Here is a 19,392-nt window from a genome sequence, read left to right on the forward strand (position 1 = left end):
AAAGGTTAAGCGCAGGGGATTCCGAAAACGTTTTCGGATGCGTTGTGAATCCGGCACATGCAAAAGCAGGGGAAACGCATGCCAAAGACCGCTGGACAGCGGTGGATGCGGGGTCTGCTTTCCGCTGCGTTCCAATGCGCTTTGGATTGACTTGAAGCAAGCCTTCGGCAAATGTGCGGCATCCAAAGCGGTTTGAGGATGATTCTGGCCGGTGTTGGTTTGAAGCCCTGCATGTGAGCGGGGAAATCGGGAGGAAGAACATGACAGCGAAGTTTCTCGCAAGCGCCGCGGCGCTGGCGCTTTTGTCCGGCGCGGCCGCCGCGCAGGACGTGAAATTCCCCATCGGCGAAGGTGCGTTCAACTGGGACAGCTACAAGGCCTTTGACGAGAAGTACAATCTTGACGGGCAGAAGATTACCGTGCTCGGCCCGTGGCTGAGCGTCGACCAGGAGCTGTTCCAGAGCGTGATCGCCTATTTCGAGGCGGCGACCGGCGCGGATGTGGAATATATCGGGGCCGAGGGCTTCGAGCAGCAGGTGGTGATCGACGCCGAGGCGGGTTCGCCCCCCGATGTCGCGGTCTTTCCGCAGCCCGGCCTGATGCGCGGCATGGCGGCCAAGGGGCAGGTCCTGCCCATGTCGCCCGAGATCGTGCAGTGGACAAAGGACAACTATGCGGCCGGCCAGTCCTGGGTCGATCTGGTGACCTTCCCCGGTTCGGATGGTGCGGCCAATACCTTCGGCTTTTTCTACAAGGTCGATGTGAAGTCGCTGGTCTGGTACGTGCCCGAGAATTTCGAGGATGCGGGTTACGCCGTTCCGACGACCATGGAAGAGCTGAAGGCGCTGACCGACCAGATCGTGGCGGATGGCGGCACCCCGTGGTGCATCGGTCTGGGATCAGGCGGTGCGACGGGCTGGCCCGCGACCGACTGGGTCGAGGACATGATGCTGCGCACGACCACGCCGGAAAACTATGACAAGTGGGTGTCGAACGAGCTGAAGTTCAACGACCCCGTCGTCGTGAACGCGATCGACCAGTTCGGCGCCTTCGCCAAGAACGATGCCTATGTGTCGGGTGGCGCGGGTTCCGTTGCCTCGACCGACTTCCGTGACAGCCCGAAGGGTCTGTTTGCCTCGCCCCCGCAGTGCTATATGCACCGTCAGGCGTCGTTCATCCCGTCCTTCTTCCCCGAAGGCACCGTCATCGGCGAGGATGCGGACTTCTTCTACTTCCCCGCCTTTGCCGAGCAGGATCTGGGACAGCCGGTTCTGGGTGCGGGCACGACCTTCGGTCTGATGAAGGAATCTGACGCGGGTCGTGCCTTCATCGAGTTCCTGACCACCCCCATCGCGCATGAGGTGTGGATGAACCAGACCGGCTTCCTGACGCCCCACAAGGGCGTGAACACGGACCTTTACGGTGACCCGACGCTGAAGAAGATGGGCGACATCCTGCTGAACGCGACGACCTTCCGCTTTGACGGGTCGGACCTGATGCCCGGCGGCGTGGGTGCGGGCGTGTTCTGGACCGGCATGGTCGACTATGTCGGCGGCAAGTCGGCGCAGGACGTGGCGGACTCGATCCAGTCCACCTGGGACTCGCTGCAGTAAGCGGCACTGACAGGGCCCGTCGCGACAATCGCGGCGGGCCTTTTTCTTCTGCCGCTGCGGTCGGTGCGGTTGACGCGGCGCGTCGGCGCGGCGTTCCCTGACACGGCGGATATTGCATCTTCAGGCATTTCGGGAGGGGGTCTGACCGATGGAACAGTTCTTCGGTGCGGCGACGACGATCGTCATCGGGGTCGGTGGCTGCCTTCTGTATTTCTTTCTGACCAACATGCTGCTGGACCGGATCTTTCCCGCCAGCGGGCCGAATATCAGCCGCAACATCAACCGCGCCAATGCGGTGCGGCCGTGGCTGTTCCTGTTTCCGGCGCTGATCCTGCTGACGCTCTACCTTGTCTACCCGCTGTTCTGGTCGATCTACCTGTCGGTCATGGATGCCAATGGCCGCGCATTCGTGGGCATGTCCAACTATGCGTGGATGGTGAACGACCCCAAGTTTCTGGAATCCATGCGGAACAACATCCTGTGGCTGATCGTGGTTCCGGCCCTGTCCACCTTTTTCGGCCTGTTGGCGGCGGCGCTGACCGACCGGATCCGCTGGGGCAATTTCGCCAAGGCGATGATCTTCATGCCCATGGCGATCTCTTTTGTCGGGGCCTCGGTCATCTGGAAATTCGTCTATGACTTCCGGCCCGAGGGGCAGAACCAGATCGGTCTGCTCAATGCCATCGTGGAGGCCTTTGGCGGCGCGCCGGAGACATGGCTGACGCATGAGATCGTCAACAGCTTCCTGTTGATGGTGGTGCTGATCTGGATCCAGACGGGGTTCGCAATGGTCATCCTGTCGGCTGCGCTGCGGGGGATTCCGGAGGAGACGGTGGAGGCCGCTATTCTGGATGGTGCGTCGCCGCTGCAGGTCTTTTTCAGGATCAAGGTGCCGCAGATCTGGGGGACGATCCTTGTGGTCTGGACCACCATCACCATTACCGTGCTGAAGGTGTTCGACATCGTGCTGACCATGACCAACGGGCAGTGGGGCACGCAGGTTCTGGGCAATTACATGTATGACTGGCTGGTCCGTGGGCAGGATAGCGGCCGCGCTTCGGCCATTGCCATCGTGATCATGCTGCTGGTGACGCCGATCATGATCTGGAACATCCGGAACGCCCGCAAGGAGATGCGCTGATGGACAATATCGTCGGCCAGAAATCGAGCCTGACCTGGGTGGTCAACATTGCGGCGGCGGCGCTGGTGCTGTTGTGGACGATCCCGACCTTCGGGCTCTTGGTGTCGTCCTTTCGCGACCGCGACCAGATCCTGACGAGCGGGTGGTGGCAGTCGCTCTTCCCGCAGGAGGCATCGGTGCATTACCGCGCGGGCGCGCCGGATACGGCGGTGCAGGAGGGTGGGCTTTATGTCATCGCGGGCAATGTGTTCGACGGGGCGGGCGGCGTGGTCAGCGCCTTTGGCACGAATTCGCGCGATCCGGCGGCCTTTGCGGCGGGCGAGACGGTGCAGACCAATGACGGTTATGAACTGACCGTGTCGGAGGATGGGGCCTATCGCCTGACCTCGGCCGTGCCCTTCGAGGGGACGCGGGGCGAGCGGTTCTTCGTGACGACGACGCAGCCGCCCACGTTCACCACCGAGAATTTCGTGAAGGTGCTGAATGCCGAAGGGTTGGGGCGCGGGTTCCTGAACACGCTGACCGTGTCGATCCCGGCGACGGTGATCCCGATCCTGGTCGCGGCCTTTGCGGCCTATGCGCTGGCCTGGATGGAGTTTCCGGGGCGGGCGCTGTTGATCGCGGCGGTGGTGGGGCTCTTGGTGGTGCCCCTGCAACTGGCGCTGATCCCGCTGTTGCAACTGCATCTGAAGGCGGGGATCGGGAAGAGCTATATCGGCATCTGGCTGGCCCATTCGGCATTCGGCCTGCCCTTGGCGATTTACCTGTTGCGCAACTACATGGCCGGTCTGCCGCGCGACATCATCGAAAGCGCGCGGGTGGACGGGGCAACGGATTTCCAGATCTTCCTGCGGATCATCCTGCCGTTGTCTTTCCCTGCGCTGGCGTCATTCGCGATCTTCCAGTTCCTGTGGACGTGGAATGACCTGCTGGTGGCGCTGGTCTTCCTCGGGTCGACGCAGGACCAGCTGGTGATGACCGGACAATTGAAGGAATTGATGGGGTCGCGCGGGGGGGATTGGGAAATCCTTGCGGCCTCGGCCTTCATCAGTATCGCGGTACCTTTGGCGGTGTTTTTCGCCATGCAGAAATATCTGGTCCGTGGCCTGCTGGCCGGATCGGTGAAGTGAGAAAGACCTGAGGAATGAAAGACGTGATCGGCCATGACGCCGACTGGTGGCGCGGGGCGGTGATCTATCAGATCTACCCCCGCAGCTTTCAGGACAGCAATGGCGACGGGGTGGGCGACCTTGCGGGGATCGCGGAGCGGTTGGGGCATATCGCGGCGCTGGGTGCGGATGCGGTCTGGATCAGCCCGTTCTTCACCAGCCCGATGAAGGATTTCGGCTATGACGTCAGCGATTATTGCGACGTCGACCCGCTGTTCGGCAGTCTTGAGGATTTCGACCGCGTGGTGGCGCGGGCGCATGAGCTGGGCCTGAAGGTGATGATCGATCTGGTGCTGTCGCATACCAGCGACCAGCATCCGTGGTTCAGGGAAAGCCGGAAGGACCGCACCAATGGCAAGGCCGACTGGTATGTCTGGGCAGAGCCCAAGCCGGACGGGACGCCGCCCAACAACTGGCTGTCGGTCTTTGGCGGCAGCGCGTGGCAGTGGGATGCACGGCGCGAGCAGTATTATCTGCACAACTTCCTGACTAGCCAGCCTGACCTGAACCTGCACGAGCCTGCGGTGCAGGAGGCGCTTCTGGACGTGGCGCGGTTCTGGCTGAAGCGGGGGGTGAACGGGTTCCGGCTGGATACGATCAATTTCTACTTTGCCGACAGGCATTTGCGCGACAATCCTGCACTGCCGAAGGAATTGCGGAATGACAGTATTGCGCCGAGCGTGAACCCCTATAACCACCAGTTGCATCTGTTTTCGAAGAACCAGCCGGAAAACCTTGAATTCCTGCGGAAATTCCGTGCTGTGCTGAACCCCTACAAGGCCGCTGCCGTGGGCGAGGTGGGCGATGCCCAGCGCGGGCTGGAGATCATGGCGGAATATACCGCCGGTGGGGACAAGGTGCAGATGTGCTATCCCTTCGAGATGCTGCAACCGGCGCGGCTGACGGCGGGGCTGGCGAAGCAGACCTTTGACCGGCTGTCGGCGGCGGCGCCGGGGGCGTGGCCCTGCTGGGCCTATTCCAACCACGACACGGTGCGGCACATCACGCGCTGGGGGCTTTCGGACGCGGCAGCAAGGGTTTACGCGACGATGCTGATGTGTCTGCGCGGGTCGGTCTGCCTGTATCAGGGCGAGGAATTGGGCCTGCCCGAGGCGGAGATCGCCTATGAGGAATTGCAAGACCCCTATGGCATCGAGTTCTGGCCCGAGTTCAAGGGGCGCGACGGGTGCCGAACGCCGATGGTCTGGCAGACGGACAATGCGCTGTGCGGCTTTTCGTCGGCGCAGAAGGCGTGGCTGCCGGTGACGGCGCCGCACCGGCCGCTGTCGGTTGCCGCGCAGGAGGGTGAGGCGGGGTCGCTTTTGCACCATTACCGCGCGGCGCTGGCCTTCCGGCGAGGGCATCCGGCCTTGCGCGATGGCGGGATGGAGCAGGTGATCGCCACGGGGGATGTGTTCAGCTTCGTGCGGACGGGGGCGGAGACGATCTTCTGCGCCTTCAACCTTGGTCCGTCCGAGGCGCGGGTGTCGCTGCCCGAGGGGCGGTGGGAGCGGATCGGCGAGGCGGTGGGAAGCGTGGCGGCGGCGGGCGGCACCGGAGAGGTGCGGCTGTCCGGCTGGGGCTGCTGTCTGGCGCGCAGGGTTTAACGGGAGGGACGGACGATGGCAGAGCTGAAGCTGGTCAATGTCGAGAAGGCCTATGGCGAGGTGAAGGTGTTGAAGGACATCAACCTCGAGATCCAGACGGGCGAGCTGATCGTCTTTGTCGGTCCTTCGGGCTGCGGGAAATCCACGCTGTTGCGGATGATCGCGGGGTTGGAGCGGATCACGGGCGGGGATTTTTCGATCGACGGGGTGCGGATGAACGACGTGCCGCCCGCGCAGAGGGGGATCGCGATGGTGTTCCAGTCCTACGCGCTTTACCCGCACATGACGGTGCGGGACAACATGGCCTTCGCGTTGAAGATCGCGAAGAAATCGGCGCAGGAGATCGCGGCGGCGGTCGACAAAGCGGCGAAGATTTTGCAACTGACGCCCTATCTGGACCGTCTGCCCAAGGCGCTGTCGGGCGGGCAGCGGCAGAGGGTGGCCATCGGGCGGGCCATTGTGCGCGACCCGAAGGTCTATCTGTTTGACGAGCCGCTGTCGAACCTTGACGCAGCACTTCGCGTGGCGACGCGGATCGAGATCGCGCAGTTGAAGGAGCAGATGCCGAATTCCACCATGATCTATGTGACGCATGATCAGGTGGAGGCGATGACACTGGCCAGCCGCATCGTGGTGCTGGCAGGCGGCGGGATCAGCCAGGTGGGCACGCCGCTGGAGCTCTATGAACGGCCCGAGAACGAGTTTGTCGCGCAGTTCATCGGCAGTCCCGCGATGAACCTGATGCCGGGCGAGGTGGTGGAGACGGGCGCCACCACCGTGGTGCGTCTGGCCAATGGCGGCATGGCGCGGTCGGCGGTGCCGACGGTGGCGGGTGACAAGGGGTTGAAGGTGAATATCGGCATCCGGCCCGAGGATCTGGTCACCGCAACGGGCGAGGCGGCCTTTACTGGCGAGGTGGAAATCACCGAGGCGCTGGGGGAGGTGACGCTGCTCTACTTCAAACGGCAGGGAGAGGCGGCGCAGGTGGTGGCGAAGCTGCCGGGCATCCATGCGGGGTTGCGGCACAAGACGGTGTCGCTGTCGGCGGAGCCTGCGAAGGTGCATCTCTTCGCGGAGGGGAAATCGCTGCTTTACCGGTGAGGGCGGAGCGGGGGTTTCACCCCCGCACCCCCAGAGTATTTGGGCCGAGATGAAGGGGCAGGGTCGACCTGCCCCTTTGGCGTTTCAGGCGCGCGTCTTGCGGGCGTGGAAGATGAAGCCGAGGAAGTTCAAGAGGACCTGCGCGGCGAGGATCGCGGTGGTGCCGTCGCGGTCGTAGTCGGGGGCGACCTCGACAAGGTCGATGCCGACGATGTCGTGGGTGTTGGCGACCTGCTGTAGGATTTCGAGGACTTCGTAATAGAGGAAGCCCCCATGGCTGGGCGTGCCGGTGCCCGGCGCGATGGAGGGGCAGAAGCCGTCGATGTCGATGGTGACATAGACGCGGGCGCCTTCGGGGATGCGGGCGGCGGTGGCGTCGGGGCCGAGCTTGCGGACCTGACGCACCGAGAGGATGTCGTCGCCCATCGCGCGGGCGGCATCATAGCCTTCCTTGGTGGTGGAGGAGACGTTGCGGATGCCCAGCGCGGTGATGCCGGTCACATAGTCCTTTTCTGCCGCGCGGCGCATCGGGTTGCCGTGGCCGTGGCGGACGCCGTGGCGGATGTCGACGAAATCGAGATGGGCGTCGATCTGGAGGATGTGGATCGGGCCCTGATCGTCGAAGGCGCGGATGCAGGGGATGTTGACGGAATGGTCGCCCCCGATGGTGACGGGCAGCGCGCCCGCCTTGAGGATGGCGCGGACGCCCTTTTCGATATTGGCGTGGCTGGTTTCGGTATCGGTATGGACGATGTCGGCATCGCCGATGTCGACCATGCGGACATCGGGGCCCATATAGGTGACGTCATCCTCGTGGTCATAGGCGCCGGCATGGCCGAAGGAGAAGAGGGTCGATGCCTCGCGCACGGCGCGGGGTCCGAAGCGGGCGCCGGCGCGGAACTGGGTGCCGAAGTCGAAGGGCGCGCCGAGGATGGCGATATCGGCGTCGATGGCGTTCCAGTCGGCCACATAGGGGCGTTTGCCGAAGGTCGAGATGCCGACGAAGGGCAGGTTCAGGCGGCCGGTGTCATAGGTATTGGCGGACATTTGGGTCAGGTCTCTCCGTCGGTCTGGTCTGGGTCTGTTGCGGTGAAAAGGGTGGGGATGAGGCCCGCGATCCGGTCGGCCTGCGGGGTGAGGGCATTGGCGGCGAGGCGGGCGAGGATGATCGGCTCTGTCCCCGCATCGGTGAGGGTGACGGTGGCGAGTTTCGCCCCGCAACTGGCGCGGCGTCCCCATGGCCGTGTGTAGCTGAGCCCGACGCCGTGGCCGTTGGCCGCGTAGGAGCGCAGAAGGTCGAGCGAGGCAGTGCGATGGGCCACGGTGAAGGGCAGGTCGCGGGCAGAGAAGAGCGCGCGCATATGGCCGAGCGACAGGCCCTGATCGGCGAGGATGAGCGGGTATCGGGCCACCATGTCGAGGGTGACCCCGCGCCGGGCATGGGCGGCGAGCGGGTTGTCGGCGGCGCAGATGGCATGGGGCGCGACCTGCCGCAGCACGTTGCGATGGCAAGCGTCGTCAAGGCCGAGGTCCCATGTCAGGGCAAGGTCGATGCGCCCCGCGCGCAGGCCTTCGGTGATCGCCTCGAAGGGCAGGACGTCCGGCACGATGGCGATGCCGGGGGCGGTGGCGGCGAGTTTGCGCAGGAGGGGGGCGAGAAGGGTGGGGGCGAGATCCTCGAAACAGGCGAGGCGGACGGGGGCGGCGGGGGTTTCGCCGGACATAAGGCGGGTGAGGGCGTCGAGCTGTTCCTGTGCCTGTGCCAGCCATGAGCGGCCGAAGGAGGTGGGGGTGATGCGCCCGCCGGGGCGGCGGAGGAAGAGCGGCTGGCCCAGTGTCGCCTCGAGCTGGGCGAGGGAGACGGAGAGGGCGGGTTGGGAGATATGCAATGCCTCGGACGCCGCCGTGACGCCGCCGAAGCGGGCGGTGGCGGTGGCGTATTCCAGTTGGCGGATGGTGATGGCAAGCATTACTAATGACCCCTATCGACAGATATTATTGGAAGCTATTGCCCGGTCGTGCCATTTGTCGACCCCGAAATCCATCTTTGCGACAGGAGGCCGGAATGGCGGTGGTGACGGGGTCGATGGCGGCGGATTACGCCCGCGACGGGGTGGTTCTGGTCAAGGGGCTGTTCGCCGGTTGGGTGGAAGAGTTGCGCGCCGGTGTGGAGCGGAACATGGCCGATCCCAGCCCGCAGTTGATGGCGACGCTGAAGCCCGGCGAGGCGGGCAAGTTCTTTGACGACTATTGCAACTGGCAGCGGATTCCGGAATTCGAGCGGGCGATCCGCGGGTCGGGCGTGGCGGATGTGGCGGCCGCGCTGATGGGGTCGGAGCGGGTGCAGCTGTTCCATGACCATGTGCTGGTGAAGGAGCCCGGGACGAACAAGCCCACGCCGTGGCATACGGACGGGCCTTACTATTTCGTCGAAGGGCGGCAGACGGTGTCGTTCTGGGTGCCGCTGGATCCGGTGAAGGAGGCGTCCTTGCGCTGTGTCGCGGGAAGCCATCTGTGGCCGAAGGACGTGCTGCCGACGCGGTGGATGGCGGAGACGAATTTCTATCCCGGGGACCACGATTACATGCCCGTGCCCGATCCCGATGCGGAAGGCATGCGGGTGCTGGAATGGGAGATGGAACCGGGCGATGCGGTGGCCTTCCATTACCGCACGCTGCACGGGACGCGAGGGAATACGACGACGGCGCGGCGGCGGGCGTTTTCGCTGCGGCTGGTGGGGGATGATGCGCGCTATGTGGAGCGGCCCGGGCCGACCTCGCCGCCGTTTCCGGGGCACGGGATGGTGGCAGGCCAGCGGTTGCGGGAGGATTGGTTTCCCTATCTGAACTGAGCCCAGTGGTTTGGCCCGTGGCCACGGGCGGTGCGCTGATCCGGCGCGGGGGGCGGGCTTTGCCTGCCCCTGTCCTATTGGCTAGTCTCGGCGCAAAGCGAAGGGGGCAGTCATGGCAGAGCGCGCGCATCCGAGGCCGAAACTCTATCCGCCGCCGGAGTTTCCGCCGCGCAGGCCCGCGCGGTTTGCCCGCACGCCGCCTGCGGTGTTTCCGGTGATCCTTGGGCTGATCGGGCTGGGGCTGGCGCTGCGGCGTGGGCTGGAGGCGGCGGGGATGGGCGTGGGGCTGGCCGAGGTGGTGCTGGGGGCGGTGGCGGTGCTATGGGGTTTTGCGGCCTTTGCCTATCTGGCCAAGATGGCGCGGCGGGTTTCGGTGGTGCTGGACGATCTGCGGGTTCTGCCCGGGCGGGCGGGGCTGGCGGCGGGGACGATGGGGGCGATGGCGCTGGCCGCTGCGGTGGCGCCGGTGTCTGTCGGGCTGGCGCAGGGGCTGCTGGTGGCGGGGCTGGTGGTGCATGGGTTGCTGATGCTGGCCGTGCTGCGGGTCTTTGCGGGGATGGCGCCCGAGGGGCGGGCGGTGACGCCTGCCTTCCATCTGACCTTCGTGGGATTCATCGTGGGGGGGCTTGCCGCGCCTGCTGTCGGGTGGGCGGGGTTGGCGGTCGGGCTGTTGTGGGTGACGGTGCCGGTGGCGGTGGCGATCTGGGGGGTGAGCGCGGTGCAACTGGTGCGGCGCATTCCGCCTGCGCCGTTGCGGCCTTTGCTGGCGATCCATCTGGCACCGGCGAGCCTGTTCGCGCTGGTTTCGGCGGGCGTCGGGAGGGAGGGGGTCGCGCTGGCATTCGTGGCCTTGGGCGGGGTGATCCTGCTGGGGCTGGTCGTGGCGGCGCGCTGGATCGGGGAAAGCGGGTTTTCGGCGCTGTGGGGGAGTTTCACCTTTCCGCTGGTTTCCTTTGCCGCGGCTCTGTTCGCGGTGGGGGTGGATGTGGCGGGGATGGTGGTGCTGACGCTGGCGCTGGGGGTGGTGCCGTGGATCGCTTGGCGGGTCATCACGCTGTGGGGCAGCGGGCGGTTGGCGGCGATGACGAATGCGGCGGAGGCGTGAGGGCGAATTCTGACACAGAATTCGCGGCGGAATTTGACACAAATTCCGCGGCCCGGGGTCCGGTTCCTGCGTCAGAAACCGGCGCGGACTTCCGTCAGTTTCCGCTTTCGATCAGGTTGACCCAGGCGCGGGCGATGGCGATGCCGTGGGCATCGGCCAAGGCGCCTTGGACGGGGGCGCGTTCGGGGTGGTGGGTGCCCAGCCAGCCGGGGTTCATGCGTTCCACCGTTTCGGGGAAGGTGCGGTTCCAGTCGGCGACCACGGCGCGCGAGGCTTCGAAATGGAACTGGGTCGCGTAGGTGGCGCGGTTCAGGCGGAAGCACTGGTTCTGCGCGGTGGTTGAGGTGGCGAGGCGCGTCACGCCGGACGGCAGGGTGAAGGTGTCGGAATGCCACTGGAAGATCGGGAAGGTGGCGGGAAGGTGTGACAGCACGGGGTCGGCGCGGCCTGCGTCCGTCAGGGTCACGTCGCACCAGCCGAATTCGGGCGCCGCGCCGATGCGGTTTTCCGCGCCGAGGCCGCGGGCGAGGAGTTGGGCGCCGAGGCAGATGCCGAGGACGGCTTTCCCGTCCTCTCCGGCCTGCCGCATGAGGGTGGCGAGGGCGGGCAGGTAGGGGTGGGTGTGGTCGTCGCGCGCGGTCTGTTCGCCGCCGAAGACCACCAGCGCGTCAAAGCTGTCGGGGGCGGGAAGGCGGCTGTCGGACCACGGCTTGTAAAGGTCGAGCTTGGCCGCCTGTTCGTGCAGCGCGACGCCCACCTGTCCGTGATGGGTGACGCGGGTATTCTCGACGATGGCGACGCGCATTTGGGGGCTCCTGTCCGGTGGGGCGCAGGATGCATGGGGCGGGGGCGGGTGCAAGGGGGCTTGCATCGCGCGGGCTTGCGTGAAAAGGGGAACCGCCAAACGGACAATCCCACGGAGACGGTGATGGAGATTCGCGAGGCGCTTACCTTTGATGATGTCCTGCTGGTTCCGGCCGCGTCGAGCGTGTTGCCGAGCGAGGCGGATACGTCGACCTTCGTCACGAAGTCGATCCGGATGAACATCCCGCTCTTGTCCAGCGCGATGGATACGGTGACCGAGGGGCGGATGGCGATTGCCATGGCACAGGCGGGGGGGATCGGGGTGATCCACCGCAATCTGGACATCGAGGCGCAGGCGCGCGAGGTGCGGCGGGTCAAGCGGTTTGAATCGGGCGTGGTCTATTCGCCCATCACGCTGGCCCCCGACCAGACGCTGGCCGATGCCAAGGCATTGATGGAACGCTACAACATCACGGGCTTTCCGGTGGTGGACGGGCAGGGGCGCGTGCTGGGCATCGTGACCAACCGCGACATGCGCTTTGCCAGCGACGACCGCACGCCGGTATCGGTGATGATGACGTCCGAGAACCTTGCGCTGCTGAAGGAACCGGTGGACCGCGAGCAGGCGATTTCCCTGATGAAGGCGCGGCGGATCGAGAAGCTGTTGGTGACAGACGGGACGGGCAAGCTGACGGGTCTGCTGACGTTGAAGGATACGGAAAAGGCCGTGCTGAACCCGCAGGCCTGCAAGGACGAGCTGGGGCGGCTGCGGGTGGCGGCGGCGTCGACGGTGGGGGATGCGGGGTTCGAGCGGTCGCAGGCCCTGATCGATGCGGGCGTGGACATGGTGGTGATCGACACGGCGCATGGCCATTCCGAAGGCGTGGCGCGGGCGGTGGAGCGGATCAAGAAGCTGTCCAACACCGTGCAGGTCGTGGCGGGCAATGTGGCCACCGGCGAGGCGACGCGGGCGCTGATCGATGCGGGTGCGGATGCGGTGAAGGTGGGGATCGGGCCGGGGTCGATCTGCACGACGCGGATCGTGGCGGGCGTGGGTGTGCCGCAGTTGACGGCGATCATGGATTCGGCGCGGGCGGCGGGGGATATTCCGGTCATCGCGGATGGCGGGATCAAGTATTCCGGCGATTTTGCCAAGGCGATCGCGGCGGGGGCGTCCTGCGCCATGGTCGGGTCGGCCATCGCGGGGACGGACGAATCCCCCGGCGAGGTGATCCTGTGGCAGGGGCGGTCCTTCAAGGCCTATCGCGGGATGGGCAGCCTTGGCGCCATGGCGCGGGGGTCGGCGGACCGCTATTTCCAGAAGGATGCCGCCAGCGACAAGCTGGTGCCCGAGGGGATCGAGGGGCAGGTGCCCTACAAGGGGTCGGCGGCGGCGGTGATCCACCAGATGGTGGGCGGCCTGCGTGCGGCGATGGGCTATACCGGCAACGCGACCGTGGCCGAGATGCGGACGAAGTGCCAGTTCGTGCGGATCACGGGGGCGGGGCTTAAGGAATCCCACGTCCATGACGTGCAGATCACGCGGGAAAGCCCGAATTACCGTATCGGGTAAGGGACAGGGATCACCGGTCCGGAAGGGCGCGTCCCCGTGACGGGGGCGCGCCCTTTGTCTTTGGTCAGCTGCGCATGAGCATCAGGTCGGCGCGCAGCCAGATCAGATAGCACAGCAGCAGCACGGCCGAGGCGGCGAGCGGCTGGGCGGGCAGGCCCGCGATGGCGGCCTGTGCTTCGAAAAGCACCAGAAGGATCGCGGGCAGGCGGCTGAGGAGCACGATCCCGCGGAAGGCGGGCGCGCCATGGGGCATCAGGCGCTGCCATGCGGCGGGCAGGGCGCTGCCGAATTTGCCCGCGGCGTGGAGAAGCCCCGCCGTGGCGGCCAGAAGCGTCTGGTCCATCAGGAAGAGGCCGAAGCCCAAGAGCAGCGCGCCGATGCCCGAGGAGATGTCGCCCGCGCGGTTCTGCACCGGATCGGGCGGTGCGCCGTCCTTCCACGCGCGGTGGTAGCGCTCGCCGCTCCAAAAGAAGACGAGCATGGAGAGGGTGATGGCGGCGGCGCCAAAGCTGCCCGCGAGATAGTCGAGCGCGGCTTCGAGGCCGTGGCCCAGCCCGCCCCCGATCTGCGGAGTGGCGGCGATGTGAAGCGTGATCCCGCCCAGCAATCCCATGGCATTGCCGAGATTATAGAGCCCACCGGGCCCTGTCATCCGTAGCCCGAATGCGCGGTTGATCGTTCCGATGCGTGCTGTCATTGCAGTCCCCCTTGCGGTTCCGGCGTCCGGTCAGGGGCGCGGCGGAATGATGCGCCCGCGTTTGCGGTTGCGCTGTTCCCTGCGGAACGGGGAGGGTAGGATGGGCGGCAGGCAGAGGATGGGGCGGCAGGTGGAACAGGCGCTGGTGACGGGGGCGGGGGCGCCCGGCGGGATCGGGATGGCGGTGGCGCGCAGGCTGGGGCGGGCGGGGCTGCGGCTGCATATCTGTTCCACCACGCAGAGGGTGCACCTGCGCGCGGCCGAACTGATGGCCGAGGGGATCGACGTCACCGCCCATGTCGCCGACCTGACCGAGCCGGAACAGGTGGCACGGCTGGCCGATGCGGTGGGGGATGTGGCGGTTCTGGTGAACAATGCGGGGATGGGGTCGGTGGGCGCGCCGGCGGAGCAGCGATCCTTCCTCGACCTTGATCCCGCGGCGTGGCGGCGGGCGATGGATGTGTCGCTGACGACGGCGGTTCTGGTGACGCGGGCCTTTCTGCCCGCGATGCTGGAGCGCGGGCAGGGCCGCGTGGTGATGATGGCAAGTGTGACGGGTCCCTATGTCTCGAACCCCGGCGAGGCGGCCTATTCGGCGGCCAAGGCGGGGATGGTGGGGCTGACCCATGCGCTGGCGCTGGAGGTGGCGGCGCGGGGGGTGACGGTCAATGCCGTGGCGCCGGGCTGGATCGCGACCGAAGCCTCGACCCCCGAGGAGTTGCAGGCCGCGCGCGCGACCCCGCCGGGACGCGCCGGAACGCCGGACGAGGTGGCGGCGGTGGTGGAGTTCCTCGCCTCGGGCGGGGCGGGCTATGTGAATGGCGCGGTCATCGTGGTGGATGGCGGCAATATCCTGCAGGAGCGCAAGGCATGACACCGGGGGCACGCGCGGCGGCGGCGATCGATGTGCTGGAGGCGGTGCTGGCGGGGCGGCCGGCCGAGGTTGCGCTGACCAACTGGGGCAGGGCGAACCGCTATGCGGGATCGGGTGACCGTGCCGCGGTGCGCGACATCGTCTTTGACGTGCTGCGCTGCCGCCGGTCGCTGGCCGTGCGCGGCGGGGGCGAGGGGGCGCGGGCGCTGGTGCTTGGCTGGGCGCGGGAACGGGGGCAGGAGGCGCTGTTCGACGGGCAGGGCCATGCGCCCGCCCCGCCACGGGCCACGGAGGCGAGGGCAGAGCCCGCGGGTCTGGCGGCGCTGGATTGTCCCGACTGGCTGGAGGGGCCGCTGCGCGCGGGGCTGGGGGACGGGTTTGCGGCGGTGATGGCGGCGATGCGGCAGCGCGCGCCGGTCTTCCTGCGGGTCAATCCGCTGCGCGCCACGCAAGGTGCGGCGATTGCCGCCTTGGCCGCCGACGGGGTGGAGGCGGTGGCGCATCCGCTGGCCGCATCGGCGCTGGAGGTGCGGGCGGGGGCGCGGCGGGTGCAGCAGGGCCGCGCCTATGCCGAAGGGATGGTGGAATTGCAGGACGCGGCCAGTCAGGCCGTGGTGGAGATGCTGCCGCTGCGGGACGGGATGGCGGTGCTGGACCTCTGCGCGGGGGGCGGGGGCAAGACGCTGGCCATGGCGGGGCGGGCGCGGCTGCGCCTGTCGGCCCATGATGCCGATCCGCGCCGGATGGCCGATCTGCCCGCGCGGGCGGAACGGGCCGGGGTGCAGGTGCGGCTGGTGGAGCGGCCCGAGGGGGCGGGTCCGTGGGATCTGGTCCTGACCGATGTGCCCTGTTCCGGTTCGGGAAGCTGGCGGCGCGACCCCGAGGGGAAATGGGCGCTGACACCGGCGAAGCTCGAGGCGCTGCTCGAGGTTCAGGCCGGGATCATGGACCGCGCGGCGGCGCTGCTGCCTGCGGACGGGGTGCTGGGCTATGCCACCTGTTCTATGATCGAGGCCGAGAATCAGGGGCAGGTCCGCGCCTTTCTGGACCGCCATGCGGGCTGGGAACTGCTGGCGCAGCGGGCCTTTACCCCGCTGGAGGGGGGCGACGGGTTTTTCGGCGCGGTTTTGCGGCGCAAGATGGGCTGAGCGGCATGTCCCGCGGCGCGCATTAGCCAGTTGTTAAGGATTTGCCCTCTAGTCTGCGCGCATGAGACGGCGACCACCCCACTCCCTTTTCCCGCCCCTTGCGGGATTTCCCTTCGTCCATGTGATCGTGGCCGCAGGGCTGGCGGTGCTTTTGGGGATGCTGCTGCTGTCGGTGCCGGTCGGTCTGATCGCGCCGGGGATGGTTGTGGCGCTGCTGGCGGCGGGTCTTGCCGCGCTGTTGCGGCTGCACTGGCAGGACGGGCAGGAGGCCGGGCCTCCGCCGGTCATGGTGCAGCCCGCGCCGCTGGATGATCTGCCGGTGGCGGTGATGCGCTTTGACGGGCAGGGCGATCCGGTCGAGGCGAATGGAGAGGCGCGGGGCATGCTTGGCCTTGGTCCGCAGGATCTGCCGCCGGTCACGGCGATCTTTGCCGATCTGGGCCGACCGGTGCGGGGCTGGCTGGGCGACATCGCGGCGGGGCGATTGCCCGCCGCAACCGAGGTTCTGGCGCTGCGCGGCGAGGGCGAGCGCTTTTTGCAGATGGCGGCGCGACCGGACGGGGCGGGGGGCGTGCTGGCAGTCCTGCAGGACGCGACCGCGATCAAGCGGCTTGAGGCGCAGGTGGCGCAGGGCCAGAAGATGCAGTCGATCGGGCAGCTTGCGGGGGGGATAGCGCATGATTTCAACAATCTGCTGACCGCCATCACGGGGCATTGCGACCTTTTGCTCTTGCGGCACGAGGCGGGGGATGCCGACCATGCCGACCTTGTGCAGATCAGCCAGAACGCCAACCGCGCGGGCGCGCTGGTGGCGCAACTGCTGGCCTTTTCGCGCAAGCAGACGCTCTTGCCGCAGCTGATCGACCTGCAGGACACGCTGTCGGACCTGACCCATCTGCTGGACCGGCTGCTGGGCGAACGGGTGCGGCTGGAGCTGGTCCATGCCCGCCATCCGGTGGCGATCCGCGCGGACCGCCGCCAGTTCGAGCAGGTGGTGATCAACCTTGCCGTCAATGCCCGCGATGCCATGCCCGAGGGCGGCGTGGTGACGGTCGAGACCTGCGTGATGCGGCTGGACGAGGACATGCAGCGCGACGGCGCCGTGGTGCCGAGGGGGGAGCATGCCGTCATCCGCGTCATCGACACCGGCGAGGGCATCCCGCCCGACCGGATCGGCAAGATCTTCGAGCCCTTCTTCACGACCAAGCGGGTGGGCGAAGGCACGGGGCTGGGTCTGTCGACCGCCTATGGCATCGTCAAGCAGTCGGGCGGGTTCATCTTCGTGCGCTCCACCCCCGGCGAGGGGACGCGGTTCGAGCTGTGGTTCCCGCTCTGTACCGAGGCGGCGGTGCCCGCACCGCCCGTGGCCAAGGCCGATGGCGGGCGGCGGGCCGAGGGGGTGGTGCTGCTGGTCGAGGACGAGGCACCGGTGCGCGCCTTTGCCGCCCGCGCCTTGCGGCTGTGCGGCCATGTCGTGCTGGAGGCGGGGAACGGCGAGGAGGCGCTGGACCTGCTGGAGGACGAGGGGCTGAAGGTGGATGTCTTTGTCACCGATGTGGTGATGCCGGGGCTGGACGGTCCGGGCTGGGTGCTGCGCGCGCTGGCGGCGCGCCCCGCGGCGCGGACCGTGTTCATTTCGGGCTATGCCGAAGAGGCGCTGGCGGACATGCAGACGCGGGTGCCCAATTCCGTGTTCCTGCCCAAACCCTTTTCGCTGGCGCAATTGACCGGCACGGTGCAGGAGCAGATGGTCGTCTGACCCGTCAGAAATCCAGCGGGCTGAGCGAGCGGTAGAGGTTGAAGTCGCGCGCGGCCGATTTCATGAGCCGGATCTGCGTTGCCGGCGCAAGGTCGAGCGGGGCGACAGGCGAGACGTTCAGGCGCGGCAGGATGATCTCGCATCCCAGACGCTCTTCGAGGAAGTGGACGAAGGTGTCGATCTCCTCGTAGCGGAACAGCCGGTCGAGGCCGTTTTCGCCCTTGGGCTGCAGGAAGCGGGACTGCGAGCCGACGGCGGCGAAATCGGGTTGCGGGTCGTCGCACCACGCGTTGACGAACCGGTCGAAATCCATGCCGCGGGTCGAACGGGCGGGTTCGACCACATCCTCGCGCTGGCGGTAGCGGAACCACGAGCCCAGCCAGTCGGACGGTTCGCGCATCATGGCGACGACCGTGAAGCGGTGGCCCGAGGTCGCCTCGAGATAGGGGCCGATGAAGCGGTGGTAGCGCTGCACGGTGGTGTGTTTCAGCACGGGCGGGCGCTGGATGGCCATGGTGGCCATCGATTCGAGTGCTGCCGCGATGGCGGTGGAGCCTGTCTTCGGCGTGGCGAGGATGACGAGTCTTTGTTCCCAGAAAACCAGCATGACGCACCAGATGAACGCTTTGACAGCCTCATACACAAGCCAGGCTGGCAAGGCGAGGCCGTAAACCACCCGTTAAGCTTTGCATGAAACGCTGGCCCCGTTCGAATTGGATTGATTTGTTCTCTTTTTGTGCTCATAAGGATGAGAACACTTGGGGAACAAGCGCAGCAATTGCCGCCCGGTCGCGGCTGTGGAATAAGGAGACGGACATGGCGGTGGCGAACCTCCTCGACTTGAACGGGAAGCGCGAAATGGACAAGGCAAAGGCGCTGGAAAGCGCATTGGCACAGATCGAACGTCAGTTCGGCAAGGGCTCGATCATGAAGCTGGGCGAGAACAACCCGGTGATGGATATCGAGGCGACGTCGACCGGTTCGCTGGGTCTGGACATCGCGCTGGGGATCGGCGGGCTGCCCAAGGGGCGGATCGTGGAAATCTACGGGCCGGAATCCTCGGGCAAGACGACGCTGACGCTGCATGTGGTGGCGGAAGAGCAGAAAAAGGGCGGCGTCTGCGCCTTTGTCGATGCGGAACATGCGCTGGACCCGTCCTATGCCAAGAAGCTGGGTGTCAATCTGGACGAGCTGCTGATTTCGCAGCCGGACACGGGCGAGCAGGCGCTGGAGATCGTGGATACGCTGGTGCGGTCCGGCGCGGTCAGCCTGATCGTGGTCGACTCCGTCGCCGCCCTGACGCCCAAGGCCGAGATCGAAGGTGACATGGGCGATGCCACGGTCGGCGCGCAGGCCCGCCTGATGAGCCAGGCGATGCGCAAGCTGACGGCCAGCATCGGGCGGTCGAACTGCATGGTGATCTTCATCAACCAGATCCGCATGAAGATCGGCGTCATGTTCGGCAGCCCCGAGACGACGACGGGCGGCAATGCGTTGAAATTCTATGCCTCGGTCCGGCTGGATATCCGGCGCATCGGGTCGATCAAGGAAAAGGACGAGGTGGTGGGCAATGCCACCCGCGTGAAGGTGGTGAAGAACAAGGTCTCGCCCCCGTTCAAGCAGGTGGAATTCGACATCATGTATGGCGAGGGCATCTCCAAGACCGGCGAACTGATCGATATCGGCGTCAAGGCCGGGGTCGTGGAGAAATCGGGCGCGTGGTATTCCTATGGCGACGAGCGGATCGGGCAGGGGCGCGAGAATGCCAAGCTGTTCCTGAAGCAGAACCCGGCCATGGCGATGGAGATCGAGGACAAGATCCGCGCGGCGAACGGGCTGGATTTCCACATGGCGGGCGGGCCGGACGAGGCCGAAGTCGTGGACATGTGACCGGCTGGCGCACGGACAGGATTGGGGCCGGAACCGCAGGGTTCCGGCCTTTTTTCACTG

The 19,392-nt window shown here is 66.6% G+C and carries 16 protein-coding genes and 1 pseudogene; 12 read left to right on the forward strand and 5 right to left on the reverse strand.

The window, feature by feature from the left end; all coding sequences use genetic code 11:
- Positions 1-260 precede the first annotated feature (260 nt).
- The 5 genes from GU927_RS10890 (at position 261) to GU927_RS10910 (ending at position 6,631) form a co-directional block, all read left to right on the forward strand.
- The gene (locus tag GU927_RS10890; RefSeq protein WP_161762481.1) at positions 261-1,613 is read left to right on the forward strand and encodes an ABC transporter substrate-binding protein; all 1,353 of its coding nucleotides are present in this window, start codon (positions 261-263) and stop codon (positions 1,611-1,613) included.
- A gap of 148 nt (positions 1,614-1,761) precedes the next feature.
- Positions 1,762-2,754, forward strand: a complete 993-nt coding sequence (locus GU927_RS10895; RefSeq protein WP_161762482.1) for a carbohydrate ABC transporter permease — start codon at positions 1,762-1,764, stop codon at positions 2,752-2,754.
- Positions 2,754-3,884, forward strand: a complete 1,131-nt coding sequence (locus tag GU927_RS10900; protein ID WP_161762483.1) for a carbohydrate ABC transporter permease — start codon at positions 2,754-2,756, stop codon at positions 3,882-3,884. The genes GU927_RS10895 and GU927_RS10900 overlap by 1 nt, the downstream gene beginning before the upstream one ends.
- A gap of 14 nt (positions 3,885-3,898) precedes the next feature.
- Positions 3,899-5,530 (forward strand): alpha-amylase family glycosyl hydrolase, encoded by a 1,632-nt coding sequence (locus GU927_RS10905; protein WP_161762484.1) that lies wholly within the window; start codon positions 3,899-3,901, stop codon positions 5,528-5,530.
- A 15-nt stretch (positions 5,531-5,545) separates the two neighbouring features.
- Positions 5,546-6,631 carry an ABC transporter ATP-binding protein gene (locus tag GU927_RS10910; protein WP_161762485.1) on the forward strand — a complete coding sequence of 362 codons (1,086 nt, stop codon included), beginning with the start codon at positions 5,546-5,548 and terminating at the stop codon, positions 6,629-6,631.
- Between the two features lie 84 nt (positions 6,632-6,715).
- Here the strand turns inward: GU927_RS10910 and speB are convergent, their stop codons facing one another.
- Both speB and GU927_RS10920 read right to left on the reverse strand, forming a co-directional pair.
- On the reverse strand, positions 6,716-7,678 hold the full coding sequence (gene speB / locus GU927_RS10915; RefSeq protein WP_161762486.1) for an agmatinase: 963 nt from the start codon (positions 7,676-7,678) through the stop codon (positions 6,716-6,718).
- A gap of 5 nt (positions 7,679-7,683) precedes the next feature.
- Positions 7,684-8,601: a LysR family transcriptional regulator gene (locus tag GU927_RS10920; RefSeq protein WP_161762487.1), complete on the reverse strand. Its 918-nt coding sequence runs from the start codon at positions 8,599-8,601 to the stop codon at positions 7,684-7,686.
- Positions 8,602-8,696: 95 nt separating this feature from the next.
- Between GU927_RS10920 and GU927_RS10925 the strand changes: the two genes are divergently transcribed.
- Both GU927_RS10925 and GU927_RS10930 read left to right on the forward strand, forming a co-directional pair.
- A complete protein-coding gene (locus GU927_RS10925; protein ID WP_161762488.1) occupies positions 8,697-9,482 on the forward strand; it encodes a phytanoyl-CoA dioxygenase family protein in 786 nt (261 codons plus the stop codon).
- A 112-nt stretch (positions 9,483-9,594) separates the two neighbouring features.
- Complete coding sequence (locus GU927_RS10930; RefSeq protein WP_161762489.1) at positions 9,595-10,587, forward strand: TDT family transporter; 993 nt, start codon at positions 9,595-9,597, stop codon at positions 10,585-10,587.
- 94 nt (positions 10,588-10,681) lie between these two features.
- Here GU927_RS10930 and GU927_RS10935 read toward each other — a convergent pair whose 3' ends face one another.
- Positions 10,682-11,392 (reverse strand): type 1 glutamine amidotransferase, encoded by a 711-nt coding sequence (locus GU927_RS10935; protein ID WP_161762490.1) that lies wholly within the window; start codon positions 11,390-11,392, stop codon positions 10,682-10,684.
- Positions 11,393-11,515: 123 nt separating this feature from the next.
- On the opposite strand from GU927_RS10935, the gene guaB reads away from it, so the two are divergent.
- Complete coding sequence (gene guaB, locus GU927_RS10940; RefSeq protein ID WP_161762491.1) at positions 11,516-12,964, forward strand: IMP dehydrogenase; 1,449 nt, start codon at positions 11,516-11,518, stop codon at positions 12,962-12,964.
- 64 nt (positions 12,965-13,028) lie between these two features.
- Here the strand turns inward: guaB and GU927_RS10945 are convergent, their stop codons facing one another.
- Complete coding sequence (locus GU927_RS10945) at positions 13,029-13,661, reverse strand: hypothetical protein (RefSeq protein WP_161762492.1); 633 nt, start codon at positions 13,659-13,661, stop codon at positions 13,029-13,031.
- 100 nt (positions 13,662-13,761) lie between these two features.
- Here GU927_RS10945 and GU927_RS10950 point away from each other — a divergent pair, with 100 nt between their 5' ends.
- The 3 genes and pseudogenes from GU927_RS10950 to GU927_RS10960 all read left to right on the forward strand — a co-directional run.
- On the forward strand, positions 13,762-14,535 hold the full coding sequence (locus GU927_RS10950) for an SDR family NAD(P)-dependent oxidoreductase (RefSeq protein ID WP_217765596.1): 774 nt from the start codon (positions 13,762-13,764) through the stop codon (positions 14,533-14,535).
- The gene (locus GU927_RS10955) at positions 14,532-15,683 is read left to right on the forward strand and encodes an RsmB/NOP family class I SAM-dependent RNA methyltransferase (protein WP_161762493.1); all 1,152 of its coding nucleotides are present in this window, start codon (positions 14,532-14,534) and stop codon (positions 15,681-15,683) included. Before GU927_RS10950 ends, GU927_RS10955 begins: the two co-directional genes overlap by 4 nt.
- Before the next feature lie 298 nt (positions 15,684-15,981).
- Positions 15,982-17,442, forward strand: a pseudogene (locus GU927_RS10960) (ATP-binding response regulator); the annotation flags it as partial.
- Positions 17,443-17,446: 4 nt separating this feature from the next.
- On the opposite strand, the gene GU927_RS10965 reads toward GU927_RS10960, so the two are convergent.
- A complete protein-coding gene (locus GU927_RS10965) occupies positions 17,447-18,049 on the reverse strand; it encodes a hypothetical protein (RefSeq protein ID WP_161762495.1) in 603 nt (200 codons plus the stop codon).
- 209 nt (positions 18,050-18,258) lie between these two features.
- Between GU927_RS10965 and recA the strand changes: the two genes are divergently transcribed.
- Positions 18,259-19,332 (forward strand): recombinase RecA, encoded by a 1,074-nt coding sequence (gene recA, locus GU927_RS10970; protein WP_161762496.1) that lies wholly within the window; start codon positions 18,259-18,261, stop codon positions 19,330-19,332.
- Positions 19,333-19,392: the final 60 nt, after the last annotated feature.

The organism is Paragemmobacter amnigenus (genome assembly GCF_009908265.2).
Taxonomy (GTDB): Bacteria; Pseudomonadota; Alphaproteobacteria; order Rhodobacterales; family Rhodobacteraceae; genus Paragemmobacter; species Paragemmobacter amnigenus.

Excerpts from the sequence above, each read along its gene's own strand:
- speB (WP_161762486.1), bottom strand. The coding sequence starts at position 7,678 with ATGTCCGCCAATACCTATGACACCGGCCGCCTGAACCTGCCCTTCGTC.
- GU927_RS10950 (WP_217765596.1), top strand. The coding sequence starts at position 13,762 with ATGGGCGGCAGGCAGAGGATGGGGCGGCAGGTGGAACAGGCGCTGGTG.
- GU927_RS10945 (WP_161762492.1), bottom strand. The coding sequence starts at position 13,661 with ATGACAGCACGCATCGGAACGATCAACCGCGCATTCGGGCTACGGATG.
- GU927_RS10905 (WP_161762484.1), top strand. The coding sequence starts at position 3,899 with ATGAAAGACGTGATCGGCCATGACGCCGACTGGTGGCGCGGGGCGGTG.
- GU927_RS10925 (WP_161762488.1), top strand. The coding sequence starts at position 8,697 with ATGGCGGTGGTGACGGGGTCGATGGCGGCGGATTACGCCCGCGACGGG.
- GU927_RS10930 (WP_161762489.1), top strand. The coding sequence starts at position 9,595 with ATGGCAGAGCGCGCGCATCCGAGGCCGAAACTCTATCCGCCGCCGGAG.
- GU927_RS10895 (WP_161762482.1), top strand. The coding sequence starts at position 1,762 with ATGGAACAGTTCTTCGGTGCGGCGACGACGATCGTCATCGGGGTCGGT.
- guaB (WP_161762491.1), top strand. The coding sequence starts at position 11,516 with ATGGAGATTCGCGAGGCGCTTACCTTTGATGATGTCCTGCTGGTTCCG.
- GU927_RS10890 (WP_161762481.1), top strand. The coding sequence starts at position 261 with ATGACAGCGAAGTTTCTCGCAAGCGCCGCGGCGCTGGCGCTTTTGTCC.
- GU927_RS10935 (WP_161762490.1), bottom strand. The coding sequence starts at position 11,392 with ATGCGCGTCGCCATCGTCGAGAATACCCGCGTCACCCATCACGGACAG.
- GU927_RS10920 (WP_161762487.1), bottom strand. The coding sequence starts at position 8,601 with ATGCTTGCCATCACCATCCGCCAACTGGAATACGCCACCGCCACCGCC.
- GU927_RS10965 (WP_161762495.1), bottom strand. The coding sequence starts at position 18,049 with ATGCTGGTTTTCTGGGAACAAAGACTCGTCATCCTCGCCACGCCGAAG.
- GU927_RS10955 (WP_161762493.1), top strand. The coding sequence starts at position 14,532 with ATGACACCGGGGGCACGCGCGGCGGCGGCGATCGATGTGCTGGAGGCG.
- GU927_RS10910 (WP_161762485.1), top strand. The coding sequence starts at position 5,546 with ATGGCAGAGCTGAAGCTGGTCAATGTCGAGAAGGCCTATGGCGAGGTG.
- GU927_RS10900 (WP_161762483.1), top strand. The coding sequence starts at position 2,754 with ATGGACAATATCGTCGGCCAGAAATCGAGCCTGACCTGGGTGGTCAAC.
- recA (WP_161762496.1), top strand. The coding sequence starts at position 18,259 with ATGGCGGTGGCGAACCTCCTCGACTTGAACGGGAAGCGCGAAATGGAC.